General features: G+C 47.5%; 24 protein-coding genes. 19 read left to right on the forward strand and 5 right to left on the reverse strand.

Annotated elements, in window-relative coordinates; translation table 11 throughout:
* Positions 1 to 292: 292 nt before the first annotated feature.
* The 3 genes from MKY54_RS02535 to MKY54_RS02545 all read left to right on the forward strand — a co-directional run bounded on the left by MKY54_RS02535 (position 293) and on the right by MKY54_RS02545 (position 5,506).
* Positions 293 to 3,388, forward strand: a complete 3,096-nt coding sequence (locus MKY54_RS02535; protein WP_076124498.1) for a DEAD/DEAH box helicase — start codon at positions 293 to 295, stop codon at positions 3,386 to 3,388.
* A gap of 33 nt (positions 3,389 to 3,421) precedes the next feature.
* Positions 3,422 to 4,213, forward strand: a complete 792-nt coding sequence (locus tag MKY54_RS02540) for a hypothetical protein (RefSeq protein ID WP_076124497.1) — start codon at positions 3,422 to 3,424, stop codon at positions 4,211 to 4,213.
* 141 nt (positions 4,214 to 4,354) lie between these two features.
* A complete protein-coding gene (locus MKY54_RS02545; RefSeq protein ID WP_076124495.1) occupies positions 4,355 to 5,506 on the forward strand; it encodes a YCF48-related protein in 1,152 nt (383 codons plus the stop codon).
* Between the two features lie 365 nt (positions 5,507 to 5,871).
* Here the strand turns inward: MKY54_RS02545 and MKY54_RS02550 are convergent, their stop codons facing one another.
* On the reverse strand, positions 5,872 to 6,600 hold the full coding sequence (locus tag MKY54_RS02550; RefSeq protein WP_076218890.1) for a GTP pyrophosphokinase family protein: 729 nt from the start codon (positions 6,598 to 6,600) through the stop codon (positions 5,872 to 5,874).
* 204 nt (positions 6,601 to 6,804) lie between these two features.
* Between MKY54_RS02550 and MKY54_RS02555 the strand changes: the two genes are divergently transcribed.
* From MKY54_RS02555 to MKY54_RS02570, 4 genes are read left to right on the forward strand one after another with little or no spacing between them, the layout of a single operon-like run.
* On the forward strand, positions 6,805 to 7,596 hold the full coding sequence (locus MKY54_RS02555) for a zinc ribbon domain-containing protein (protein ID WP_076124493.1): 792 nt from the start codon (positions 6,805 to 6,807) through the stop codon (positions 7,594 to 7,596).
* A gap of 40 nt (positions 7,597 to 7,636) precedes the next feature.
* Entirely contained in the window at positions 7,637 to 8,455 is an 819-nt protein-coding gene (locus tag MKY54_RS02560) for a TrmB family transcriptional regulator (protein ID WP_076124492.1), read from the forward strand.
* Positions 8,456 to 8,480: 25 nt separating this feature from the next.
* Positions 8,481 to 8,783, forward strand: a complete 303-nt coding sequence (locus MKY54_RS02565; RefSeq protein ID WP_038568522.1) for a hypothetical protein — start codon at positions 8,481 to 8,483, stop codon at positions 8,781 to 8,783.
* Between the two features lie 42 nt (positions 8,784 to 8,825).
* Positions 8,826 to 9,419, forward strand: coding sequence for a xanthine phosphoribosyltransferase (locus tag MKY54_RS02570; protein WP_076101352.1), 594 nt, complete (start codon positions 8,826 to 8,828; stop codon positions 9,417 to 9,419).
* Between the two features lie 113 nt (positions 9,420 to 9,532).
* Here the strand turns inward: MKY54_RS02570 and MKY54_RS02575 are convergent, their stop codons facing one another.
* The 3 genes from MKY54_RS02575 to MKY54_RS02585 all read right to left on the reverse strand — a co-directional run bounded on the left by MKY54_RS02575 (position 9,533) and on the right by MKY54_RS02585 (position 12,021).
* The gene (locus tag MKY54_RS02575) at positions 9,533 to 10,489 is read right to left on the reverse strand and encodes a diacylglycerol kinase family protein (protein ID WP_052096739.1); all 957 of its coding nucleotides are present in this window, start codon (positions 10,487 to 10,489) and stop codon (positions 9,533 to 9,535) included.
* Positions 10,490 to 10,599: 110 nt separating this feature from the next.
* Positions 10,600 to 10,938, reverse strand: a complete 339-nt coding sequence (locus MKY54_RS02580; RefSeq protein WP_036682511.1) for a membrane protein — start codon at positions 10,936 to 10,938, stop codon at positions 10,600 to 10,602.
* Positions 10,939 to 11,031: 93 nt separating this feature from the next.
* Complete coding sequence (locus tag MKY54_RS02585; RefSeq protein WP_076276043.1) at positions 11,032 to 12,021, reverse strand: serine hydrolase; 990 nt, start codon at positions 12,019 to 12,021, stop codon at positions 11,032 to 11,034.
* Between the two features lie 469 nt (positions 12,022 to 12,490).
* On the opposite strand from MKY54_RS02585, the gene MKY54_RS02590 reads away from it, so the two are divergent.
* The 7 genes from MKY54_RS02590 (at position 12,491) to MKY54_RS02620 (ending at position 18,555) form a co-directional block, all read left to right on the forward strand.
* Positions 12,491 to 12,679, forward strand: a complete 189-nt coding sequence (locus MKY54_RS02590; protein ID WP_019913840.1) for a hypothetical protein — start codon at positions 12,491 to 12,493, stop codon at positions 12,677 to 12,679.
* A gap of 403 nt (positions 12,680 to 13,082) precedes the next feature.
* Positions 13,083 to 14,129: a cytochrome c oxidase subunit II gene (coxB, locus tag MKY54_RS02595; protein ID WP_076124488.1), complete on the forward strand. Its 1,047-nt coding sequence runs from the start codon at positions 13,083 to 13,085 to the stop codon at positions 14,127 to 14,129.
* Positions 14,130 to 14,255: 126 nt separating this feature from the next.
* A complete protein-coding gene (ctaD, locus tag MKY54_RS02600; protein WP_076124740.1) occupies positions 14,256 to 16,103 on the forward strand; it encodes a cytochrome c oxidase subunit I in 1,848 nt (615 codons plus the stop codon).
* The gene (locus MKY54_RS02605; protein ID WP_038568531.1) at positions 16,100 to 16,726 is read left to right on the forward strand and encodes a cytochrome (ubi)quinol oxidase subunit III; all 627 of its coding nucleotides are present in this window, start codon (positions 16,100 to 16,102) and stop codon (positions 16,724 to 16,726) included. The genes ctaD and MKY54_RS02605 overlap by 4 nt, the downstream gene beginning before the upstream one ends.
* A 5-nt stretch (positions 16,727 to 16,731) precedes the next feature.
* Positions 16,732 to 17,058 carry a cytochrome C oxidase subunit IV family protein gene (locus MKY54_RS02610; RefSeq protein WP_036682505.1) on the forward strand — a complete coding sequence of 109 codons (327 nt, stop codon included), beginning with the start codon at positions 16,732 to 16,734 and terminating at the stop codon, positions 17,056 to 17,058.
* Between the two features lie 85 nt (positions 17,059 to 17,143).
* A complete protein-coding gene (gene ctaG / locus MKY54_RS02615) occupies positions 17,144 to 18,064 on the forward strand; it encodes a cytochrome c oxidase assembly factor CtaG (RefSeq protein ID WP_339189351.1) in 921 nt (306 codons plus the stop codon).
* A gap of 26 nt (positions 18,065 to 18,090) precedes the next feature.
* A complete protein-coding gene (locus tag MKY54_RS02620) occupies positions 18,091 to 18,555 on the forward strand; it encodes a DUF420 domain-containing protein (protein WP_076124485.1) in 465 nt (154 codons plus the stop codon).
* A gap of 387 nt (positions 18,556 to 18,942) precedes the next feature.
* On the opposite strand, the gene MKY54_RS02625 is transcribed toward MKY54_RS02620, so the two are convergent.
* Complete coding sequence (locus tag MKY54_RS02625; protein ID WP_179088739.1) at positions 18,943 to 19,116, reverse strand: hypothetical protein; 174 nt, start codon at positions 19,114 to 19,116, stop codon at positions 18,943 to 18,945.
* A 340-nt stretch (positions 19,117 to 19,456) separates the two neighbouring features.
* Between MKY54_RS02625 and MKY54_RS02630 the strand changes: the two genes are divergently transcribed.
* The 5 genes from MKY54_RS02630 to MKY54_RS02650 all read left to right on the forward strand — a co-directional run bounded on the left by MKY54_RS02630 (position 19,457) and on the right by MKY54_RS02650 (position 23,770).
* Positions 19,457 to 20,185, forward strand: a complete 729-nt coding sequence (locus MKY54_RS02630) for a hypothetical protein (protein ID WP_076124484.1) — start codon at positions 19,457 to 19,459, stop codon at positions 20,183 to 20,185.
* Positions 20,186 to 20,246: 61 nt separating this feature from the next.
* Entirely contained in the window at positions 20,247 to 20,642 is a 396-nt protein-coding gene (locus MKY54_RS02635) for a GntR family transcriptional regulator (RefSeq protein ID WP_076185182.1), read from the forward strand.
* Positions 20,643 to 20,660: 18 nt separating this feature from the next.
* A complete protein-coding gene (locus MKY54_RS02640; RefSeq protein ID WP_339189355.1) occupies positions 20,661 to 21,590 on the forward strand; it encodes an ABC transporter ATP-binding protein in 930 nt (309 codons plus the stop codon).
* Between the two features lie 4 nt (positions 21,591 to 21,594).
* Positions 21,595 to 22,497 carry an ATP-binding cassette domain-containing protein gene (locus tag MKY54_RS02645; RefSeq protein WP_036676693.1) on the forward strand — a complete coding sequence of 301 codons (903 nt, stop codon included), beginning with the start codon at positions 21,595 to 21,597 and terminating at the stop codon, positions 22,495 to 22,497.
* A complete protein-coding gene (locus tag MKY54_RS02650) occupies positions 22,490 to 23,770 on the forward strand; it encodes an ABC transporter permease (protein WP_076124479.1) in 1,281 nt (426 codons plus the stop codon). The genes MKY54_RS02645 and MKY54_RS02650 overlap by 8 nt, the downstream gene beginning before the upstream one ends.
* Positions 23,771 to 23,797: the final 27 nt, after the last annotated feature.

A 23,797-nucleotide genomic window follows, 5' to 3' on the forward strand; every position in this document is an offset into this window, starting at 1 on the left:
ATATCCTTCAACTTTATTTCATAAAAATCTACAGAAAATATGCAGAAATGTTTTTAAATCAGCGCTTTTTCGTATAAGATGAAGAGATGAAGATTCAAGAAAATATAAGTTTTGTCCTAGTTCTTTATCCTTATATTTACCGCAGGACCGCATTCCCTCTCTAAAAGAGGAAGAAGCGACTTCTACTTGTATAGCTTCAAAATTTATTTCTCGCGGAAAAGGTTGCAGTTACCCTTCCTGATGGTAGGGGGCTGGTTCTTTTTTTGCTTGCTTAAAAGACAGGAGATCACCGATGACTAAGCATCTGTATGCAATATGGTTAGGGGACGTTTTATTTTGCTTCTCTGGCGAAACTTCGGAGCCGAAGGTTGACGCTTGGACTCGCGTAGTGAAGCGGATGGAGCTACAGGGAGGAGTGCGTCCTTTTGCAACTGCTGCTCTGCGTCTGGCAGAAGTGAAATATCCGGCTCCCCCTGTAGAGGGGAAGCCAGCCCGGCGCGGATTGCCCGGACGAACGTTCGAAGGGCTCGCCTTGGTTCCTAGCGATGCATTTCAACTGCTTCTGGCATGGGATGAGACGTTATGCCGAGATCAGGGAGTGGAGCCAGGCGGCGAACTGCGTTACTGGGCAGCAGCGGCACGTTTTGCGCTGGAGCTGATGGGTACGGGCGGGATTACGCCGGGGGCCTTGCCACCACGCCCTGTGGGCTCACGTCGCCGCGGCGGCGAACAGGCGGCGACGGTCTGCTGGTCGCCAGCTTTCCGAAAGCAGGAGGACAAAGAGATCTTTCTGCAGCTGGCAGCATCCATGCCTGTTCTTGCACTAGGAACGCATATCGCAGAGGCAGGGGATTTATCCTCTCGTGATGAGGCTGGAGCATATGTGCTTTACTCCTTTATGCAGGCTGTAATGACTGCTGAGATAAAAAAAGTAATTGCGGGCATTGAAAGTGAGTTAATCCCTTATAAAGCGAATTATCGCCGGGGTTATTCCCCTTTAACTGAACTGTGGTGGAATAGCCTTCTCACGGGAAGCCGAGATATACCCGTGCAAGGAACTCCGGCAGAGGTGACAGACCTTTTGGTCACTGTGAACGAGACCGCTGGCAGCGATGTGCCACATTCAGAGCCAGAGGAAGCACGGAGCGGGCAGCTGGGTCTTGGGCTACGGCTGGAGCCGCCAGAAGACAATGAAAACAATAATGAAGTCTGGCGGTTAACCTTCTGGGCGGAGAATAAGGAAGAAGGGGAATTCTGGTTTCCCGCCAAATCGATCTGGAGTAGTAAAGAACGAGAGTTTACGTTATGGGGTAAACGCTATCGCAATATCCAGCAGCAGCTGCTTATAGCGCTGGGCCGGGCTGCGAAGATATCGCCGGATATTCAGCGCGCTCTTGCTAAGCCTGCGCCTACGGGGGCGGATTTGGAACCGGAGCGTCTTTATTTCTTTTTGAAGGAGACGGTGCAGCAGCTGCGCGATCGGGGAATAACGGTGCAGATGCCTTCGCGCTGGAGCCGTGAGGGACGCCGCCGCATTGGCATGAAGATGAAAATGCAGCCGGGCGTGAACGGGGGCGATAGTCCGGCGCCCGCAGCTCTGGGTATGGAAGAGCTGATCTCGTTCCGTATTGAGGCCTCGCTTGGAGATAGTACGATTAGTGAGGAAGAATTAAATGCATTAGTAGAGGCCGGTGTACCTTTTGTACGTTTCCGCGGGGAATGGATCGAGATAGATCCTAAAGAAATCCGCCAGGTTCTTAGATATATGAAACGCCATGAAAACGGAGAAATGACTGCCGCGGATTGGATGCGTCTAGAAGCCGAGGATGGTGAAGATCGGCTCTGGAAAGGAATGTCCGTCACTGGGATGGAGACATCCGGGCTGTTGGCATCACTTATGCGCGGAGATGTATTACGTAATCTTCCGGTGCGTCCTGTACCTGAGGGTCTGCATGGAACTTTAAGACCTTATCAGGAGCGGGGTTATCAGTGGCTGGCCGAGCTCAGTGGTCTGGGTTTTGGGGTATGCCTCGCCGATGATATGGGTCTAGGTAAAACGGTGCAGGTTATCACCTGCCTGCTGGACCGGGCGTTAAGTGCTCCCCCTGAAGAGAAGCAGGAGCCTGTACTGATTCTCTGCCCAACATCGCTTCTTGGCAACTGGCAGCGGGAGCTGCAGCGCTTTGCACCTTCGCTTAATGTACACATACATCATGGTGGACGCCGTGTTCGGGGAGATAGCTTCTTAGAACTGGCAACCAGTCATGATATCGTACTGACGACCTATCATTTGGCAGGCCGTGACAGTGAGGATTTAGCCAATGTTCAGTGGTCAACAGTGGTGCTGGATGAAGCTCAATATATTAAAAATCACCGTACGAAGCAGGCGCAGAGTGTGATGAAGTTATCAGCGCCGCATCGCATAGCTATGACAGGTACTCCGGTAGAGAACAGACTTGGCGAGTTATGGTCTATTTTCCACTTTTTAAACCCGGGCTATTTAGGAACCTATCATTCCTTCCGGCAGCGTTATGTGTCTGGTGAAGGTGGGGAACGCCTGCGGGAGCTACATCGCTTGGTATCCCCCTTCCTGTTGCGGCGTCTGAAGAGTGACCCGGATATTTCTAAGGATTTACCGGAGAAGCTGGAGCTGAAGTCTTATTGCCCGCTGACCGAGACCCAAGCTGCCCTGTATCAGGGTGTCGTGGATGAAATGCTCGGTGTGATCGGGGAGAGCAGTGGTATGGCTCGCCGTGGACTGGTGTTATCCTCTCTGACGAAGCTGAAGCAGATTTGCGATCATCCTCAGCTATTCCGGAAAGAAGAAGGACGGAGTCCACGCAATGAACATTCCGGTAAAATGGAGGTTATGTTCGAGGTGCTGGACAGTGTCGCTGAAGTTGGCGAATCTGTGTTGATCTTTACGCAATACGTAGCGATGGGGGAGCTGCTGGTGAGCAAGCTTACTAAGCGTTATGGTACATCGCCGCTGTTCCTTCATGGGGGGATTCCAAAACGGGAGCGGGACGAGATGGTGCATGATTTTCAAGAGGGCAAGGGGCCAGCCTTCTTCGTGTTATCTCTTAAAGCGGGCGGAGTAGGTTTGAACCTAACCCGGGCCAATCATGTTATTCATTACGATCGCTGGTGGAATCCGGCAGTGGAGAATCAGGCGACAGACCGGGCTTTCCGAATTGGGCAGGATAAGAACGTACAAGTTCATAAGCTGATTTGCCAAGGAACGCTGGAGGAACGTATTGACGAATTAATTGAGCGGAAGAAAAGCCTTTCGGAGCAGGTTGTTGGTTCTGGTGAAACATGGTTGACCGAGATGTCTAATCATGAACTGAAGGAGCTTATTGAACTGCAGGATCAGGATTGGATGTAAAGAAAGACATGAGCAATACGGAGGGATCGAACAATGAGTGAACTGTTAGAGATGCGGCTGGAAGTTGTGCCTGGATTAGTAAAAGCAGCATGGACGGCTTCGCCCGGGAAAGTGACGGGAGGGTCGCGGGCAAAAGGTGAATGGAATGTCGGTACTTCTGCTGTTCCTCAGGGACAAAGAACGGAGCAACCTCTCTCTCTGAAGGTTCCAGTATGGCATGCTGCCCGTAGAAAAGAAATATTGCGGCGTCTGGCGCTAAGTCCGGATGAGGTATTTGCTTTGCTGCAAGGGAGATTGACGGGTGGGCTGGCGGAACTGGAGCTTCTGCCTACAGATACTGAGCTGGAGCAAGCCCTCTTTGAGGGGGAAGGGTTAGAGAACCAGGCGGAGACTCTGCAGCTTATAAAAGAACGACTTGCTGAAGAGCCGCTGCTGGCGCTTTCTCTGAGAGGATTTACTAAGGGAGAACTCCTGGATGGAATATTTGCCCTTTGGGCTGAAACTGATATAGCTGCCGATGATTCTGAGACAGAGGCAGCCCCAGCTAGTGAGCTTGCAACAGAATTAGCACGGCTAGAGCGCAAGGGCCCCGCAATTTCTTCTGGGGAATGGCTTGCAGAAGCGGCTGCTGAAGGTTCGCTTCACCAGCCGGGACCGCAGTTCCATGAGATTACGGCTAGGCCATTTCCCTCATCGCCGGTAGTAGCAGCGGTAACGGAAGACTGGGGAGCTTTGCTGCCTCAGACACCTAAGGCTCTAGAAGGCCTAACTTTGATTATGAATCGAGTAGCAGAAGCTGCTGCCCGTCGTGCAAGTAAGGCGTAGTTAAACAGCAGTGGAGTTTAGAGAAGCCGCTTCCTATCTGAGGAGGCGGCTTCTTCTTTGTGTAAAGCTTCTGTAACCTTTTACTATTAAACTCTGTCTATGATTATAGAATAGAAGGAAATGGAAAAAGGAGGGTTTCATTTGAGACTATATGCCGTTTTTGCCCCGATAATCATTGCTGGGTTATTTCTGCAATCCTACATGGTAAATGATAATCTTGGTTTAGATTCGAGTATGGGGATAAATACCGCTGAGCTGAAGACGGATATGAATTCTTTGCAGGGGTATCCTGCTAAATTTAGCATGAATGACATAAAGCATGGGTGGGGAATAGATAAGACTGGATTATGGACTACGAACGATGGAGGAAGTAGTTGGTACCATCCGGACAGCAATATTGTTCCTATTCCACAAGAAACAGGCATCTTTGCCGCAGCAAGCTTTTTCCTGAATGCCACAAATGGCTGGATTATAAGTAGTCATGGTATAGGGCAACCTGTCCTGATCTATCATACCTCTGATCAGGGCCAGACCTGGAAGGAGACAAAACTTCCCGTCACGGAGGATTGGGAGCAAGGATACAGTGGCGGTTTTATTCATTTTATCGATGTGAATAACGGGTATGTGCTGCTGGATTCAGAACCTGGTCTCGGGATGATGGAGAAATCCTTGTATCGCACGGCTGATGGCGGGAACAGCTGGAAGCGAATCGGAAATCTAACGGAGAGTATTAAAGCCTATCCAACAGGGATAACCTTTCAGGATTCCCAGAATGGCTGGATCACCTCCAGCAACCATGGGCAAGAATACATTTTAACATTCAGAACTACGGATGGCGGGAAGAGCTGGAAGCCGGAGCAATTAAAGAAGCCAGCTGCTCTGGCAGCCTTTACTTACAGTAATAGTTATCCGCCTAAATTCTCAGGCAAAGACAATATGAAAGGCATCCTGCCGCTGGAGATCGTTGACGATGGGATTCGAAGTATGGTGTTTTACACAAGTGATAACGGAGGCAGGACATGGAAGCTTGGCCCTCAATTGCTCGGTACTGAGGCAGCGAGAACAACATGGCTGAACGCTCGTGAAGGTTGGACTTTGCAGGAGGGCGGCAAACTGGTGGCGACTGTCAACGGGGGTGTAAGCTGGAGGTTGATTGCGACATCACAGCTATTCGCGAAGGCAGAAAACATTCAGTTCGTTACGCCGAAAAACGGTTGGTTGGCGGGTCCAGGATTTCTAAAGACCACTACAGATGGCGGCGTTACATGGAAGCCTTTGGTTAGTAAGCCTTGAGGCTGAATACAGCGGAACGCCGGGTCATGATTAGCCGTTGGTTGAGGTTTAGGGACTCAGGAGGCGTTATTCACACATTTATCGCCTATCCAGTATGTTTTCGGACTCCAGTGCAGCTATTTTATATAGGAGGGCGCAGATCCCGGCGTTTTTTATGCCGTTAGCGACTTTGGGGTCCGTTAGTATGCAAAATGGAGGATTATTTTGCGAATAAGATCGGCTGTGTCCGATAGCACCTTGCTTCGGCGGCGAAGGGTAACGATCAAACGGCCTAATCGATTAAAAAGAAGGGGGTGTCCCAGCAGCCATTGTCATGGCTTATGAGACATCCCCTTAATTTTTGAGAAATGTAGAAATATGAAAGCTTAAACCTGCCCGCCGGCAGGGGATTCCCCTTCTGCAAGTTCCAGAATCTCGCGGCGTAGGCGCAGCATTTTTTGATCCAGTTCATCGGCGGCGCGTGCGGCATCCTTCAATTCCTCCGCAACATGCGAAGGAAGCTGCTTATCGAATTTATAATACAGAATATGTTCCATACTTGCCCAGAAGTCCATGGCTAGGGTTCGCAGCTGTATTTCGGCTTTGACCCAGCGTGTTCCTTCCAGCAGGACGAGCGGAATTGCGACGATAAGATGCAGGCTTTGATACCCATTCGGCTTGGGATGGGCTATATAATCTTTGATCTCCAATACGCGAATGTCTTCGCGTGTGCTGAGGTGATCAACCAGGCGGTAAATATCTTTAACAAAAGCACATACAATCCGCATACCTGCAATATCGTGAATGTGCTGCTCCATATTTTCCAAGTTGAACTCGAAACCTTTGCGCTCCATCTTTTGAAGGATGCTCTTGGGTTCTTTAATTCGGCATTTAACATGCTCGATGGGACTGAAGCCGTCACGGACCTGCCATTCCGTTTTGATCACATCGATTTTATTCTCAAGATCGTTTAGTGCATGGCGATAGAGTGCTGGCAGAGACTTGAACTCATTGATAAGATTTGTGAAATCCTCGTTATCCTGCCAATGTTGCAGATCCTTAACGTGTACCTGCATCTGTTTTAGCGTAAGCTGTGTGCTGTCATGTTCTTCCACTGAAACTCTCCCAATTTCGTTATTTGTGATTAATTCTATTTTAACCGATGTAGAACCCCTGACGCAAAATAACGTCTGAAATCAGGGAAAATAAGAATTTATAGGAACATTCTCCGCTAAATCGCGTATTAAAGCACATTAATGAATCTGTTCGATACATTTGGTATGATAGAAACACGTATCGCTGGAGAGGGAGGAACTGTAATGAGTTTTATGAAACGAATCAAAGATAGTGCGAGCCGGGTTACCGAAAAAGCACAAAGCTCTGTTGAGATCGGCAAGCTGAACGGGCTTATTTCCGATATTGAACGTGAGATGGAAGTGGAATTCACGAAAATGGGCAGGCTTTTTTATGAAGGGTATCGCTCTAAGGATATGTCTGTAGCTGAAGGCAAAATGGTAGAACTGGCACGGACCTGTTCCAAGCTTCAGGAAAAAATTGAAGTCCAACGCGCAAGAATTGCTGAACTGAAAAATGAACGGTTATGTTCTTGTGGCAATGTTGTGGCGCTCGATGCAAACTTTTGTCCAAAGTGTGGAAGTAAGCTGGAGGAGCTAACCACATCAAGAAAGATTCCGTCACCGCCGGTATTCGTCAAAACTGTGGATGAGGACGAAGAGGATGAGGATCAATACTATGGTGCGGATGAGCTAACGGATGAAGAGAAGGAGATTGCAATGAAGCTCCATCCGCAAAGTGTGGTGTATTCTGAGATCCTGCCTTCAGAGGATGATGAGCTGCCATTGGAGGAATATGCGGCGAACGAACATGACATTGAACGGGATCGCAGACATGCTGATCAGCTGGAACGGGAAAGACAAAGACAGCTTGAGCTGGATCGTCGCATCCGCGATTGGAACGCGAATGAACATCAGGAGGAGACCGCAGTCACCCAGGACAGTGGTGTTCGTGATATGATTAAGTGTCAAATCTGTCGGAATGAATTGCCAAAGGGCTCCTTATGGTGCCCACGTTGTGGATCGGAGCAAATATAGTACAGATATCAGTCAGCTTAGGGCTTAGGGGGACAACAAGATGGAACAGCTGCTGCTGCATCTGCGCAATCTGGGCTTCACGGAGATGGAGTCCAAAATCATGGTCGAGCTTGCGACTAAAGGTCAGGCTTCTGGCTATGAGGTTGCCAAACAGCTCGGAGTTTCAAGATCAAATGTGTATGCGGCGCTTCAGCGCCTAACACAGCAGGGATATGTACGATGTGGTGAAGGAGAGCCTGCGCGGTATAGTGTTCTTAATCCGGAGGAGCTGGCGACGATGATCTCGGGAAGAGTTCAAGCTTCGCTGGCTTATATGGAAAGTGAGATGCCTCGCGGGGGGCCTGTTAGTCCTTCTTTTTATAATGTAGAGGGCGACCGCAATGTAATGGGGGCGCTGATTCGCCAGCTAAACATGGCAGAGCAGGAGATTGTAGTGGATATGTGGCGCGAGGAAGCGTCGCTTCTGCGGAGCGAACTTGAACAGGCCGAACTGCGTGGCGTTAGGCTTTTATGGGCTTTTGACGGTGGCAATGCTGCTGCTGCCTCTTACCCGGTATGGCCGTCATTCGGAAAAAATTCGCAGCGGGCGGATGGACGGAAGTTCTCATTTGTGATTGACCGGAGCTGGTGTATGCTGGGGATGCGTTATGATGATGGATCCGCGCAAGCAGTGGTAACAGAGCACCCGGTGTTAGTGGAGCTGTTGTTGAATCATTTCACACAGGAAATGGTCTTGTTCGAGCTGGAGCAGGATATGGGCGCAGAATTAGTAGAGCGTTATGGAGAACGTTACAGCAAAATTCATAGCAAATATGTTATGTATGATCAAGGCGATGATGGGGAAGAACAGGCGCAGTAGTTATTATCATAGGGAGGTGAGAAGCATGGAATGTATCGTTCATTTTGAAGTGGTGCACAATGATGGTCCTAAAAAATTGCGTGGACTGTTGTTTCTGGATAAGGGAGCATCTCCTGGAGAAGCAGAATTAGTCGAAATGTTTAAGGATATGAATTTTAACGTGAGACTGGAAGACCGCGAAAAATTGATTTTTAAACCGGTAAATCCGGGGGATTTCTTGGAGATTCGAATTACGGGTTATGATAACGGTCAGGAAAAGAGCAAGGATGATCATAATTTAAAATCGATCGTTGGAAATTTATTGCCTCAGAAGCCGACAGGTCTGTAATGTGGGGAGAATGGATTCAATGATGGGAGAAGGAGGAGCACTATGGAGCTGTTGAGACAAAAAGTGTTGAAAGAAGGTATTGTACTCGGGCAAGGAGTGCTCAAGGTGGATTCTTTTCTGAATCATCAGATGGACCCCTTCCTGATGCGTGAGGTTGGCCGTGAGTTTATCCGCCGGTTCGCTGGCGAAGAAATTACGAAGGTGCTGACTATAGAATCCTCGGGGATTGCTCCGGGGATTATGACAGCATTAGAGCTGGAGGTTCCGCTGATTTTTGCCCGTAAGCAGAAATCGCTGACGCTGACAGAAGACATTTACGTGGAGAAGGTCTACTCCTTCACGAAGAAAGAAACGAATGAAATTACCGTTTCGAAGAAATTCATTGCTCCCGGAGAACGGGTGCTGATTGTTGATGATTTCTTGGCGAATGGTGAAGCCGCCTTCGGACTTGCCCGTATTGTTGAGCAGGCGGGGGGAAGTGTGGTTGGAATTGGTATTGTGATCGAAAAAGCGTTCCAGCCAGGGAATCGGCTGCTGCAGGAAGCGGGATATCGCGTAGAGTCACTTGTGCGTATTGCTTCACTGGAGGACGGAAGAGTCACTTTCGTGGAAGACGAGGAAGAGCCTCTTGTTTGAGGCTTTTGGAATGCATTCTCAAACAAAAGCTATAGGATATACAAAACAGCAAGCGAACTGGTAATGAACCAGTCGCTTGCTGTTTTTTGTGTGTATGGTATGCACGGGTCAGGTTACCCGTTGCTGCCGCATGCCGCTGCAGTGTCGACGGGCAGCTGTACGCTGTCCGCCGCCAGCGGCGATAGCACCCGCAGCGCCCCCGGCTCGCAGCGAACGGCCAGCGGCCCTTTGCCGAGGCTCTCGCCGTCGCCGATCGCTGGCCGGGCCTCGGCAAAGCCTACAGCTACGCTACGTCCGCGCAGCATAGACACGAAGGGCAACGCCACATGCTTGCCCTTCAGTACCGTGGGGAACAACCGCAGCAACTGCCCGCGGCTGCACCCATGTACGACGCAGACGTCAAGCTGGCCGTCATCGGCCTTTGCCTGCGGGCAGATCAAAAGCCCGCCGCCGTAGCTGGGCAGGTTGCAGATCGAGACCAGCCATGCCTTCTCGAAGGCGTGCTCCGTACCGTCGCAGACTACGCTTACCCGGCAGGGCTTGAACGTCATCAGCGTATGCAATATGCCGATGATATACGCGAGCTGGCCTGCTCCAATGGCATTGCACAGCCTTTTGTATCGGCTGGCATTCACATTCTCGGCCACTTGAGCATCAAAGCCATTGGCAACGGCTGTTACGGTCAGTCCGTTTGCTCCTGAAAGCAGGTCTGCTTCGATATACCGCTCGCTAAGGGCGGCCTCCAGCGCGGCTTCTATGGAAAGTGGAATGCCAAACCCCCGGGCGGTGTCGTTGCCGGAGCCGGCAGGAATCACGCCCATGGGGATATCTTTGCCGCAAAGTGCACCCAAAATGCTATGGAGCGTGCCGTCACCGCCGATTACAATCACGGCTTTCCAATCCTCGCGATGCTTTAGTGTATTTAAAACAAGGGCTTCTGCACCCTCTACGCTGTGCGTAAACAAGGACATGAAAGGCAGCGAACGCTCCTTCATGAGCGCCTCTACAGTATGCCAGGTCCGGCCGCCTGCTCCCCCGCCGGAACGCGGGTTTATGATAAATAGATACATATGATTTCCTCCAGCCTGTAGAATTCCATTGATGCCCTTTCTACATTGTAAGGAGTGGATGGGCAAAAGGGAATACTTTTCAGCGATCAGAGGGGCTGCTTTTTGGGGGATTACAGATGGCGAATCTGACTTTCTGCGATATCACCTGCCCAAGGGAGTTTATACCACCTGCCACTTAAGGCATGGTAGATCATTAACAGCCACACCCCAAAGCTGCAAAGAGAGACGAGGGCACTCATCAAGGGACCGAGGAATGGGACCAATCCGGTTAGAACGTGGAGGATCATCAGCACCCCGAAGGTAATCAGTGATTGCAGCGAATGGAACAGCACAAAGCGGCTGCGTTTCTCCAATGCGAGAAAGACGACGCCGCCGAGAAAAGGGAAAAAGTAACACAACGCGCCCGCTATATTATCGGGCAATCCGGTGGATGATTTAAAAGGGGACAATGGGCTCACTCTCCTTCTGCTTGGAGAAGAAGGGGCTTGATTGTTCGAATCCTTCTTCCTTACAAGCCTATGACTTGTCAGGAAAAAGTATGTTTAGCTCATTGAAGGGAGAACATACTTTTCAAGCAGCCTGCGAGGGTTCTTCCAGTTGTTTGTCTTGCTCTCTGCTGTAAAGACCACTACAGCATCCAGATTGGGAAAGAGCAGAATCTGCTGCCCGCCATGCCCGTGGGCGAGCTTGTAGGGCTGCCCGCTCATCGTACCGATCCAAAACTGATATCCGTAATCACCAAACGCTGGATATCCCTTAGCTTGAGCGGTAAGTGCATCCTGCAACCAATGTTCTGGGATGATTTGCTGCTCTGCAAACACTCCATTATTCAGCAGGCAGATTCCGAATTTAGCCATATCCCGAGACGTTAGGTGCAAACCGATATGACCCATGCTATGTCCTTCGGGGCTAGGTAACCAAGCGGTATTAGCCATTCGGAGTGGAGTGAATAAATGCTGTGCTGCATAGGAAAATGCATCAAGACCTGTAGATTCACTAATCATTATCGAGATTAGATGTGAGTCGATGCTTCGATATTGGAACTGGCCGATTTGTTCTGGAATAATGTTCAAGCTAAGGCCAAAGGAACCCCAGCGGCGGCTGCGATGGAGGTTCCGAACAAGCGGTTCACCAAGCTTCTTCCCTGTGATCCAGCTAAAACCGGAAGTCATGGTAAGAAGATGACGGAGTGTAATTTTTGAGAGATGTGGGGAGTGAAGGTATGGAATATGCTTGCGAAGGACCTCGGACACAGAAATATGGAGATCAGGCATCTCTCCACGGCCGATAGCGATTCCCGTAAGGACACTGACAAAACTTTTGGTGGCAGAACGGAGATCATTTAATGCTCCAGCATGATGGTCGTTATAATAACGTTCGAAGATAAGTTTTCCATGACGCACAATAAGCATGCTATGCATCTTGGGGTATTCTTTTAGGATAGCTTGATGGGCTTGTTCAAGACCCTCCCTGCGTGTATCGGTGTCTTCTGGCGTTGCGGTAGTCATTAGGGGAATTACAGGCTGGGCCATAAAGATCTCCTTCTCATTTGTTGATAAATACAATTTCGCTTGCTGTATAGGTTATTGTATTTTAACCAGTTTGGAGACATCTGACTTACGAAGACAGCTGTAAAAAATAATATTTTCCAAATAGTACATTTTACAAGGAAAGGTGGAAGTTAATCCGGAATATGATACAATATAACGATAAGGCCCGAAAGGAGTGATTCAGTAAGTGGCTCTTCGGGTAATAAAAGTGTCAAGGAGCTATCGTTCATCAGGCGTCCTTACTCTCAGCCCAAATCACGACGAACCTGCTTCACCGGCAAGGCGGTGTCTCAAAGGCTAGATTTAGCTTTAGATTCCACGTTTTGACGGATAGTGCAAGCCACGTATGTGTACTGGATACTTCACTTGCATTCGAGGTTACGGCGTACTTTTCATCATGCATTCTCTACAACGGAGCATTCATTTTCAATGTTTTGGGAGGGAACTGATCATGGCAAGTAAAGGTCATAACGAAGTCAAGGAAAGTCTACGGGAAATGACACGCATTTTCCGGCCCAAAGATCCCAAGAAATTCGTAAAGGAGTACGTCCGAAAGTATCGGATTACAGGAGGCTATGAAGAAGAACTGACCATGGTCGTGGAACACGAGTTGGTACGGATGAATTCATCCGTCTCCTAGCTAACAGATACGTTTGTCACTTGCTTAACTTTAGACATCATTTTGAGTAATAACATCCACGAGGATTCTTATAAACCGTGCCCGAGCGACTTTTGTTGCTGGAATCGGTTTTTTTTGTATGCCCATTTACGAATAAGGAAAAGTCTTCCTCATAGAATAGTCAAATGAATTAATAGACACACTTTAAATTGAATGCGCTTTCTTTATTATTTTTTATTTGTTTGCGTTTTCATAAAATGCTATAAAATCCAGATGGGACAAGGGTTTATTGTGTGGAAAATTACAATGTGAACTAGTTGTGAACGATTGACAAAACTTTCCCTTAAACTTATATTAATAGTGATTGTTATAATTGACAGAAAAAAACAGGAATCTACGAAATCGGGAAAAGCGGGGTAGATCAATGATGAAAACGTGGCAGGCTGTAAAGCGACTCCTTCCCATGACCGCTATGTTTGGACTCTTTCTTGCCGGGTGCGGTCGTGAGGACTTGTCAGTACTCAGACCACAGGGACCTGCAGCAGACAGATCTTACGGATTAATGGAGCTGTCGATCAGCATTATGATCGTGGTGTTGCTGATTGTCTTTACGATTGCAGCTTATGTACTGATCCGCTTCCGCAGAAGACCGGGTCAGAATGAAATCCCTGAGCAGGTTGAGGGCAGTATGAAACTTGAGATTCTCTGGACAGTCATTCCGCTCATCCTTGTTGTAGTACTGGCCGTGCCAACGGTTAAAGCTGTGTTTGCCGCTGGAGATGATCATTCCAATGACAAGAATGCGATCAAGGTTAAAGTAACCGGCCACCAATACTGGTGGGAGTTTGAGTATACCGACTATAAGGTAACTACAGCGCAGGACCTGATTATTCCGGTGGGCAAAGATATCGCCTTTGAACTGGAAACTAAAGATGTGCTGCACTCCTTCTGGGTCCCTTCTCTTTCCGGTAAAATCGATACCAACCCAGCTGGAACGATTAACCGCTTTAGCTTTAGTGCGCCTAATGAAGGCGTTTACCGTGGGAAATGTGCGGAGCTATGTGGACCTTCTCATGGATTGATGGAATTTAAGGTGAAATCAGTTAGTGAACAAGAGTTTCAAAAGTGGATTGATTCGATGAAAGCACCTGTAGCTGTGCTGCCAGAGGATCCTGCTTTAGCTGAGAAGTTCAAAGCGGCATGTCTGACTTGCCACGCTGTAGGCGATCAAGGGATTAATAATGCGCCGAACTTGACCGGAATTGGTTCTCGGGAATCGATTGCTGGAATTCTGCTCAACGACGACACGAGGGAAGATGGTGCGCCGATTGAAGAGAATCTCAAAACCTGGCTGCACGACCCGCAATCCGTAAAACCAGGCAATCTGATGCCTAACCCCAAAGATCTGGGCCTGAGTGATGCTGAGATTGATGGCATTGCAGAGTATCTGGCCAACTATAAGCTGGACTAATGCCTTAGCCTAAAGGCGGGCGGAACTTTCGAAAAGGGGGGACGAACTTTGGCTCAAGCAGCGCATACCTTGAATTCATCCAAGCCTCTGGGGCACGGCCACAGTGTGAAGCGCCATACAGGACTTATGGATTGGCTAACAACCGTCGATCACAAAAAAATCGCGATTTTGTACCTATGGGCCGGAGGATTATTTTTTGGCATCGGGGGAATTGAAGCGCTTCTGATTCGTTGGCAGCTCATCAAGCCGATGAATAACTTTTTGGATGCACAAACGTTTAATGAACTCATAACCATGCATGGTACGACGATGATCTTCCTCGGCGTCATGCCAGTCATCTTCGCACTCATGAATGCCGTCATTCCGCTACAGATCGGTGCACGTGACGTAGCCTTTCCTTTTCTAAATGCACTTGGTTTCTGGACCTTCCTGTTCGGCGGGATTCTACTGAATCTTAGCTGGGTTATGGGTGGTGCTCCTGATGCCGGGTGGACCGCCTACACCCCACTATCTACGAGTACATACAGCACTACACACGGTGTAGACTTCTATACGATCGGCTTGCAAATTGCCGGATTAGGGACCCTCATCGGGGGGATTAACTTTCTAGCCACGATCATTACGATGCGTGCGCCGGGAATGACCTATATGCGGATGCCGATGTTCGCCTGGACTACATTTATTACTTCCGCCATTATTTTGTTTGCTTTTCCAGCAATAACAGTGGGTTTAGTACTACTGACATTCGACCGGATTTTAGGAGCCAATTTCTTCGAAGTCGGAGCCGGAGGAAGTCCAGTGCTATGGCAGCATATCTTCTGGATATTTGGTCACCCGGAAGTGTATATTCTCATTCTGCCTGCCTTCGGGATTATTTCCGAGGTCATCCCAACCTTTTCGCGTAAAAGACTGTTCGGATATAGCTCCATGGTGTTTGCAACCATCTTGATCGCCTTCTTAGGTTTTATGGTTTGGGCTCACCACATGTTCACAACTGGACTTGGACCTGTAGCTAACGCGTTGTTCTCCGTATCAACGATGTTAATTGCGGTTCCAACTGGGATTAAAATTTTTAACTGGTTGTTCACGATGTGGGGCGGACAAGTACGTTTCACAACCCCTAACCTGTTCGCTGTAGGATTTATTCCTACATTTACTATGGGGGGAGTTACTGGAGTGATGCTGGCGTCCGCACCTGCTGACTTTCAGTTCCATGATACGTATTTTGTTGTAGCGCATTTCCACTATGTTATTGTAGGTGGTTTGGTGCTTGGCCTGTTCGCAGGTCTGCACTACTGGTGGCCAAAAATGTTCGGAAGGATGCTGAGTGAGACGCTGGGCAAGTGGACTTTCTGGACGTTTATCATCGGATTCCATCTGACCTTTTTTGTACAGCATTTCCTTGGGCTTATGGGGATGCAGCGCCGCGTATTTACTTATTTACCAAATCAGCAATTTGATTTGCTAAATCTAGTCAGTACCATTGGTGCAGGACTTATGGGTGTTGGTATGATTATTTTCTTGGTGAACATCTTCCTGACTTCCAGAAAACCAGCGGATGCAGGCAATGATCCGTGGGAGGATGGACGTACATTGGAATGGACCATTCCTTCACCGCCGCCAGAATATAACTTCAAGCAAACACCTCTTATTCGGGGGATTGATGCCTTCTGGAAAGAAAAAGTAGCAGGGAATAAAGGCATGACACCAGCAGAGCCGGTGGGCTCAATTCATATGCCGTCAGCAACGATTTTACCGTTTACGATGTCTATCGGAATTTTTATCGCTGGGCTTGGCTTTATGTTTAGCCGTGATGAATTCGGCAATGCTTTTATGAGCTTCCTGTTTAATAATTATATCGTTACAGCCATCGGTCTTATTATTACATTTGGATCCATGCTGATGCGTTCGCTGTATGATGATCACGGATGGCATATTGAACCTGAAGAGCTGGAAGGAAGTGAGCGGACATGACAACGGCACATGCAGAAGCTTCTAAGGATACCTTTCCGCACGAGCCGGAAAAAGCTACGCTCGAAGGACGCAACAAGGTTCTTGCCTTTTGGCTGTTTCTAGGCGGCGAAGCGGTATTGTTCGGCACGTTGTTCGCTACTTTCCTCGCACTGCGTAATCAGACGAATGAGGGGCCTTCGGCGAATGAACTGTTTCACCTGCCGCTTGTAGCCGCTGCAACATTCATCCTGCTGGTAAGCAGTCTGACGAGTGTATTCGCTATTCAAGCGATGCACAGAAATCGGCCGGCACTGCTACGGAATTGGCTTTTAGTTACTGTAGGTTTAGGTTTAGGTTTCCTGGTTTTGGAGATCTATGAGTTTACTCAATATGTAAGACACGAAGAATTCGGAATGACCACAAGTGCATTCAGCTCGGCATTCTACACACTGGTAGGATTTCATGGTGCGCACGTAGCTTTCGGGATCGCTTGGATCTCCATCTTGATCGGGCAGCTCGCCCGCAAGGGGTTAACGGTAGTTACTGCACCAAAAGTGTATGTGTCAGCCATGTACTGGCATTTTATCGATGTAGTATGGGTCTTCATCTTTACGGTTGTATACCTACTCGGAAAGGTGGGCTAGGCACTATGACGACGGATCAGCATATGCCAGATAGCGGCGGGTATAAGCAACGTCATCGGCATGAAGGACCACAGAAACATATTGTTGTCTTTATTTTCTCCATTGTCTTAACATTGATTGCTTTCGCTGCTGTAGCGGCTGGGGGCGTAAATGCAACCTTTGCGATTATTTTGCTGCTGGTAATGGCTGTTCTTCAGGTTATTGTGCAGATGGGCTTCTGGATGCATCTAAAAGATAAAGGGCATCTTCTGCCGATTCTCTTCATGCTGGGCGGCTTCTTTATCGCTGGGACCTGTATTGTTATGTCGCTGTATTGGGTTTGGTGGAATTAACGGACGATAATGAAAGAGGTGGGCTGCGATGCCCCCTCTTTTTGATGTTTAGATATATGAATTCCTGCGCTAGGAGGTTGGGATTATGCTGGGATTAGAATACTTTAGTTTTGCTGAACTATGGAGTCCGCTTTTTCTAGCGGTAATGCTGCTGCTGACAGCAGGTTATTTTGTGTGGATTGGTCCGATTGCTGGGCGTTCTGCCGATTCATTATCGGTGCCATTTTGGCGTAGAGCGTTATTTGTCTGTGGGATGCTTGCCCTTTACCTGGCACAAGGAGGACCCATTAGCCTTTTAGGGCATATGATGTTTTCCTTCCACATGGTCAGTATGGCCTTGTCTTATCTGGTAGCGGTGCCGCTGATTATGCTTGGAATTCCAGATTTTATCTGGCGCAGGATACTAAAGGTGAATCCGCTTCGGCGGTTATCTTTTTTAGCTCATCCGGTAGTAGCTGCTCTATTGTTTAACGGGCTTTTTTCCTTGTACCATATTCCTGTTATTCATGATTATGTGATGCTGCATTTTACTGTTCATCGTATTTATTACATTGTTTTGTTCCTGACTTCTGCTTTAATGTGGTGGACACTGATTAATCCGCTGCCGGAACATCGTATGGCGAGTGGGCTTGGGAAGATTGGGTTTATTTTTCTGAACATGGTATTGCTGACGCCAGCTTGCGGGCTGATTATATTTGCCGATCATCCGCTCTACGCCACTTACAGTGATCCAGAGACTTGGGCGCGTGCTATGGGCTATTGTATCTCGGGTGACCCCTCTGTTTTACTTCAGAATTTTGGAGGTCCTGCATTCTTTGAAGTGATGTCGCCGAAGGTGGATCAACAGGTAGGAGGCATCGCGATGAAGTTCATTCAGGAATTTATTTTTGCCTCTATGCTTGCTTATGTGTTCTATCATTGGTATAAAAAAGAGAACGGACAAGACGACGATGAATTGTCGACGCCATCCTCAACACTTCAGGAGAGCAACTTGAACCGTGCATAACTGGTAGACTGCCGAGGGGGAGAATCATGGATATTTTCACAGTGTTTCCGACTATTAGTACGTCATTCATCGTGATCAGCGCGGTGCTGGTGGCTATAGGTTGGTGGCTCATTATCAAGGGCAAACGCGAGGCGCATAAGAAAACGATGATTGCTGCCGCTATCGCTGCGCTGCTGTTTTTTATTGTTTACGTATCGAGAACGTTGTTTGTGGGAAATACCTCATGGGGTGGACCGGATGAACTGAAGACAATTTATCAAGTGTTTTTGATCTTCCATATCGTTCTGGCAACCGTAGCTGCGGTATTCGGACTTACTACGTTAACTCTTGGTTTCAAGGCGAAGTATTCCAAGCACCGTAAGTGGGGCAGAGTGACATCGATAATTTGGTTTATCACAGCGATTACAGGCGTTATGGTGTACGTGCTGTTGTATGTTTTGTATCCAGGTGGACATACCAAGCCGGTGTGGGAAGTTATTTTGGGAGCGTAAAATAAGTGCTTGAATAGAGCACAGAGTTTAGTGCGTTGAGCGAATGAACAGCACTAGAGTAGCAGAACCGTAAATAGTTATGAAATAAGCCTATATATCTGCATGTTCCTGAGTAGGGATTGCGGGTGATGGGCTTATTTTGGTTTGTAGAGCTTCGGGATCTGTCCCGAAACTGAACGAAGTTAGCTCGAAAAAGACGCAATTAGGGAAAACCTCCCTGATAATGCACGAAATTAGCTAAAAAAGGCCATAATTAGGGAAATCCTCCCTGAAAGTGAATGGATTTAGCTCAATAACGGAGTAATAGCTGAATTTTTGGGGAGGATTTCCCTAAAAACTAATAATCTAAGCTCGGTTGGGCAGATTTTAGGGAGTTTTTCCCTAATGTTAATCCGCCCGGCAGTCGCCCATATCCCATACTTGAAACTGCACTAGCAGCCGAAACGGTATCCCACACCCGAAACCTGAACCAGTCAGCAGCCGAATCAGCACCCCGCCCCCGATACCGCACCATCCGCCATACCCGCCTCCCTCAACACACATCACACCAACACGTTGCATAGAAGCAAGAGTGAGCTCTTACTACTTCATTTCCAGAATGAATTATCTAATAAACTCCATTATCCCAGTTACATTCGCCCCGTAGCATTCTGCCTCAATTCCCCTTCATTGTATTTAATCTCAATAAATAAGCGTTACCTAACGTTTGAGAGTGTCTTCATAAGCTTGAAGTATGAGGTTGCCCAAACCTCCTATTTCTTTTGAATAATTTCCAGTTACAGGATTGACAATGAAAAACCAAGGTCATATACTGTGTATATAGATATATACAGTAAGCACAGGGATATGAACACCTGCTTCTGCTAGACGCTGAAGACATTGTAAAGCGAGGTTAGCATTAATGAGAACATTAAAAGATTCATGGTTTATGTTGCGCTCTGATTTTCGCGGAGACAAATTAAAAATATTAGGGACCCTCGTAATAACAGTTGTTTTTATGAGTTATCTTGGTGGACTGACTAGCCTGATAGCAAATGATGTACTAGGTGAGCAGGATCGGACGATGCTAGCGGATTTCTTATTTCTCTCCTTTATCCCCTTATTGGGATTAACATTCTCTCGCCGCTCCATGAAATATTGGAGTGAAGACTCTTACACAAAAATGTTGGTTTACTTACGAACTTTACCGATCCCAGCTGCAGTAATATTATCGCGGAGGAAACTTCAGGGTGTGGGCTCCTTTACTCTAAATGGTACGTTATTCTTCGTTATTATTTACTTGTTAGGAGAGAATTTCCGGGCAGAACTGGCGGTTCCTTCGTATATAGCTTTTGCGATTACTTGGCTCGGCTTCGGATTCATGGTCTCAGGTCTATATATTTTTATTGAATATCTTTTTAGCGGCAAAGCTTATCTATGGCTAACATTGCTTATCGTAGTTTTATCGTGGGCAACATCGTTCTTAGTTACACTGGGCGGAGGCAGTTTGTTCTTATACAGTATCTCCTATTCGAAGGAGTGGGGGCTGTTATCTCCGATCATGTGGGGGTCACTTCTGCTGGGAACAATATCTGTGCAGTTATTCTCTAAATGGACTATACATCGGCTGAAAAGTCGCAATCTCATATAAAAAATCGGAAATGGCAAGGACTGCGCTCTAGCACGCTAGAGTGGAAGGCGAGGTGTAAATAATGTGGATACCGGTACAAATCAACGAAAATAGTGCAGAGCCCCTCTATCATCAAATAGAGACTCAGCTTAGATCATTAATCATTAGCGGAGTCATTACAGAAGGTACGCTGCTGCCCTCGATTCGTGAGTTCGCAGGAGATCTGAAATGCAGTGTAATTACCGTGCGGCGGGTATATCAGGATCTGGAGAACGAAGGTTTGCTGCGAACGCGACAAGGAACGGGTACCTTTGTATCCCATGTAGGTGACGGAGCCATGGAAGAATATAAACGTGAAACGGTTGGCAAAGCACTTGAGAGTGCAGTGGATATCGGCCGATCGGTACATTGCAGCAAGGATGAAATTGAACAGATTTTTATGGAGATTATAGAACGCAAGTATAGAGAAAAGGATTGAGAGGGGGCGCTTACTCATATGGTACAGATGGCTATAGAATTGCGGAATGTACTTAAACGGCGGCGAAACAAGACGATAGGGCCACTGACCCTGAATCTGCCTAAAGGATATATTACAGCTTTGGTAGGTCAGAATGGATCTGGCAAAAGTACGCTGCTGAATCTGCTGATGCAGCTGACTAATCCAGAGGAAGGCGAGATATATTGGTTCGAGAACAGGTATGATAGCGGGTTGTCTCTGGAGCTTCGTCAGACCATTGCCTATGTTCCTGAAACGTCAATTACTGAGGAGAACCACTGGAATGCAGAGGAGGCAGCTCGATTTCGGAAGTATTGGTATCCAAATTGGGACGATCAGTATTTTCACGAGCTGATGGATCGCTTTGAGGTTCCGTATCGTATGAGACTTTCGAAGATGTCTAAAGGGGAGCGCCGGAAATTCGAAATTGCTGTAGCACTTGCGGCACGGCCAAGTCTGCTGCTATTGGATGAACCTTCATCGGGTCTTGATCCTTTTGCCTGGAAGATTATGATCGAGACACTTCGTAAATATATGGATGAGCACAACGCAACGATTATCATCTCCACACACATTGTGGATGAGGTGCGACGGCTGGCGGATTATATCGTCCTTATGCATCGGGGAGAACTGCTGGGTATGGCTGAAAAAGACAGTCTGTTCGGTGCTTGGACCGAGGTTTGGGTGAATGCTGCGGATGAAGAGGAGCTTGCGGAGTTATCGGCTGAGTTGCCAGGAAGCTTGCACTTTACCATGGATACACCGGGTGTAGCTTCTTTTATCATAGAACAATTTTCTGAAAACGAGAAACGCATTCATGACTTGGGCGTAAAGGTTATCAAGAGCCGCAGTTTGGAGCTGGACGAAATATTAAGTTTATGGACACAGGGTCATCGTCCTATTCTAATTGACCACAAGAGAGGGGACTAGAGAAATGGAAGCCTTAAAGCTGGAAAGTGTAGTTAAGCAATATGGAGAAAAAACCGCAGTAAACGGAATTAACCTAACCGTAGGTAAAGGGGAAATTTACGGATTACTGGGGGCGAACGGCGCGGGGAAAACAACCACGATGCGTATGGTGCTCGGCCTAATCTACCCTGATGAGGGCAAGATTTTGTATAACGGAAAACCTTTCAACAGTGAACTGCAGCAACTTATGGGTTATCTGCCCGAAGAACGTGGACTATATCCTAAGGTGAAGATCAGCGATCAAATCGTTTACTTGGCCCGCCTGCGTGGGATGTCAGCTAGTGATGCAGATAAGAGCTTGCGCTATTGGCTGGATCGATTCGAGGTTCCGGATTATTACAATAAAAAAATAGAAGAGCTTTCCAAAGGAAATCAGCAAAAAATGGGCTTTATCGCCGCTGTCGTTCATAAGCCGCAGATTCTGATTCTAGATGAAGCTTTCAGCGGGCTGGATCCAGTAAACGTGGAGCTGCTGAAAGATACGGTCAAAGAATTACGTGATTCGGGAACAAGTATCCTCTTCTCTACGCACCGGATGGAGCATGTGGAAGAGCTATGCCGTAACATTACGATTCTCGATCGATCCAATACGGTCGTTCAAGGGGATATCCGCACGATCAAGAATGGCTACCCGCGGGAAGAAGTATTGCTGCGTACAGCTAATGAGGTAAAAGGTCTGGAGTCCATCGCAGGTGTTACAGCAGTTAAACGGCTGGAGCGTGGGTATCTGTTATCGATCAGTGAGATCGGTGCAGCACAGCGTATTTTACAGCAGGCGATAGCACAGGGTGAAGTGGAGCATTTTGAAATCAAGGAACCTACGTTAAACCAAATCTTTATCAGAGCGGTGGGTGAATCTAATGAATAAGATGGGGACAATTATCGGCTTTACCTTTAAAAATAAAGTTAGAACGAAATCATTTATGATTACTACTTTGATTCTAGTATTATTGCTCAGCATAGGGATGAATCTTCCCTATATCATCGATCAGTTTAAGGGTGATTCGGCCAAAAGTGAAGTTACTCAAATTGCTGTGATTGCTGAAGAGGGAAATCAGGTTGCAGAATTGTTGAAGGCTTATACTGCGCCAGAGGGCATGCCACAGGCTAAGATAGTACAATATGCTTCTGCGGAGGATGCCGAGTTAAAGAAAGCATTAGATGAAGAGACCGTAGAAGGTTATGTTACTTTTGCGGAACCTACTGGTGAAGGGCTTCCACCCGTTACTTATCATAGTAATGATGGGGAACTAAACGGAGATGTGCAAGTTTATCTCCAAAATGCACTTCAGCAAGCAAACACACAATTCATCGTTGGCGACAAGCTGACCTCTGAACAGATTGCTGCAATGTCAACGCCTGTGCAGATTACTACACAACAGCTTAACGCAGGCGGTGGCAGTGAAAGCTCTCAGGAGGACACTCCAGCCATTAACTACATTATCGTATATGCCATGCTTATGTTGTTCTTTATGTCCATTATGATGACAGGCAACATGATTGCCGCAGAGATAACTTCTGAGAAAAGCTCGCGGATTATGGAGATTCTGATTACAAGTGCCTCACCTTTAGCGCAAATGTTCGGTAAAGTTATCGGTGTTTTCCTAGTAGGAATATTGCAAATTGGGATCTTTGTCGCAGCGATCGTCGTCAATTTGACGCTCCCGCATAATGCGACTGTATTGGCTGATTTTGATCTCGATTTAGGCCAGCTCAATATTAACTTGCTGCTCTATGGATTTGTCTTGTACGTATTAGGTTACTTCCTCTATGCCTTGATGTATGCGGCTGTAGGTTCGATTGTCAGCCGTACGGAGGATCTCGGTCAGGCGGTAATGCCAATCATGATGTTAGGCTTCGTAGCGTTCTATGTTCCACTGTTCAGTATCTCCAATGCAGATACTCTAGTGGTTAAGATAGCGAGTTATGTGCCTTTCACCTCACCATTGACGATGCTGCTCCGAATTGGTGTCGGCGAGGTGGCGATCTGGCAAGTCATTGTATCGCTGCTGATCCTGCTTGTGACTACCTTCATCTTCGGATGGCTGGCAGCCAAGATCTATCGTACCGGCGTACTGATGTACGGCAAACGCCCAAGTATTAAAGAAATCAGAAAAGCAATGAAAGCTTACAAGATCTAAGAAGACCTCATATAACTTTTAAGGAGT

The organism is Paenibacillus sp. FSL P2-0121 (genome assembly GCF_037975345.1).
GTDB classification, from domain to species: domain Bacteria; phylum Bacillota; class Bacilli; order Paenibacillales; family Paenibacillaceae; genus Paenibacillus_AQ; species Paenibacillus_AQ odorifer.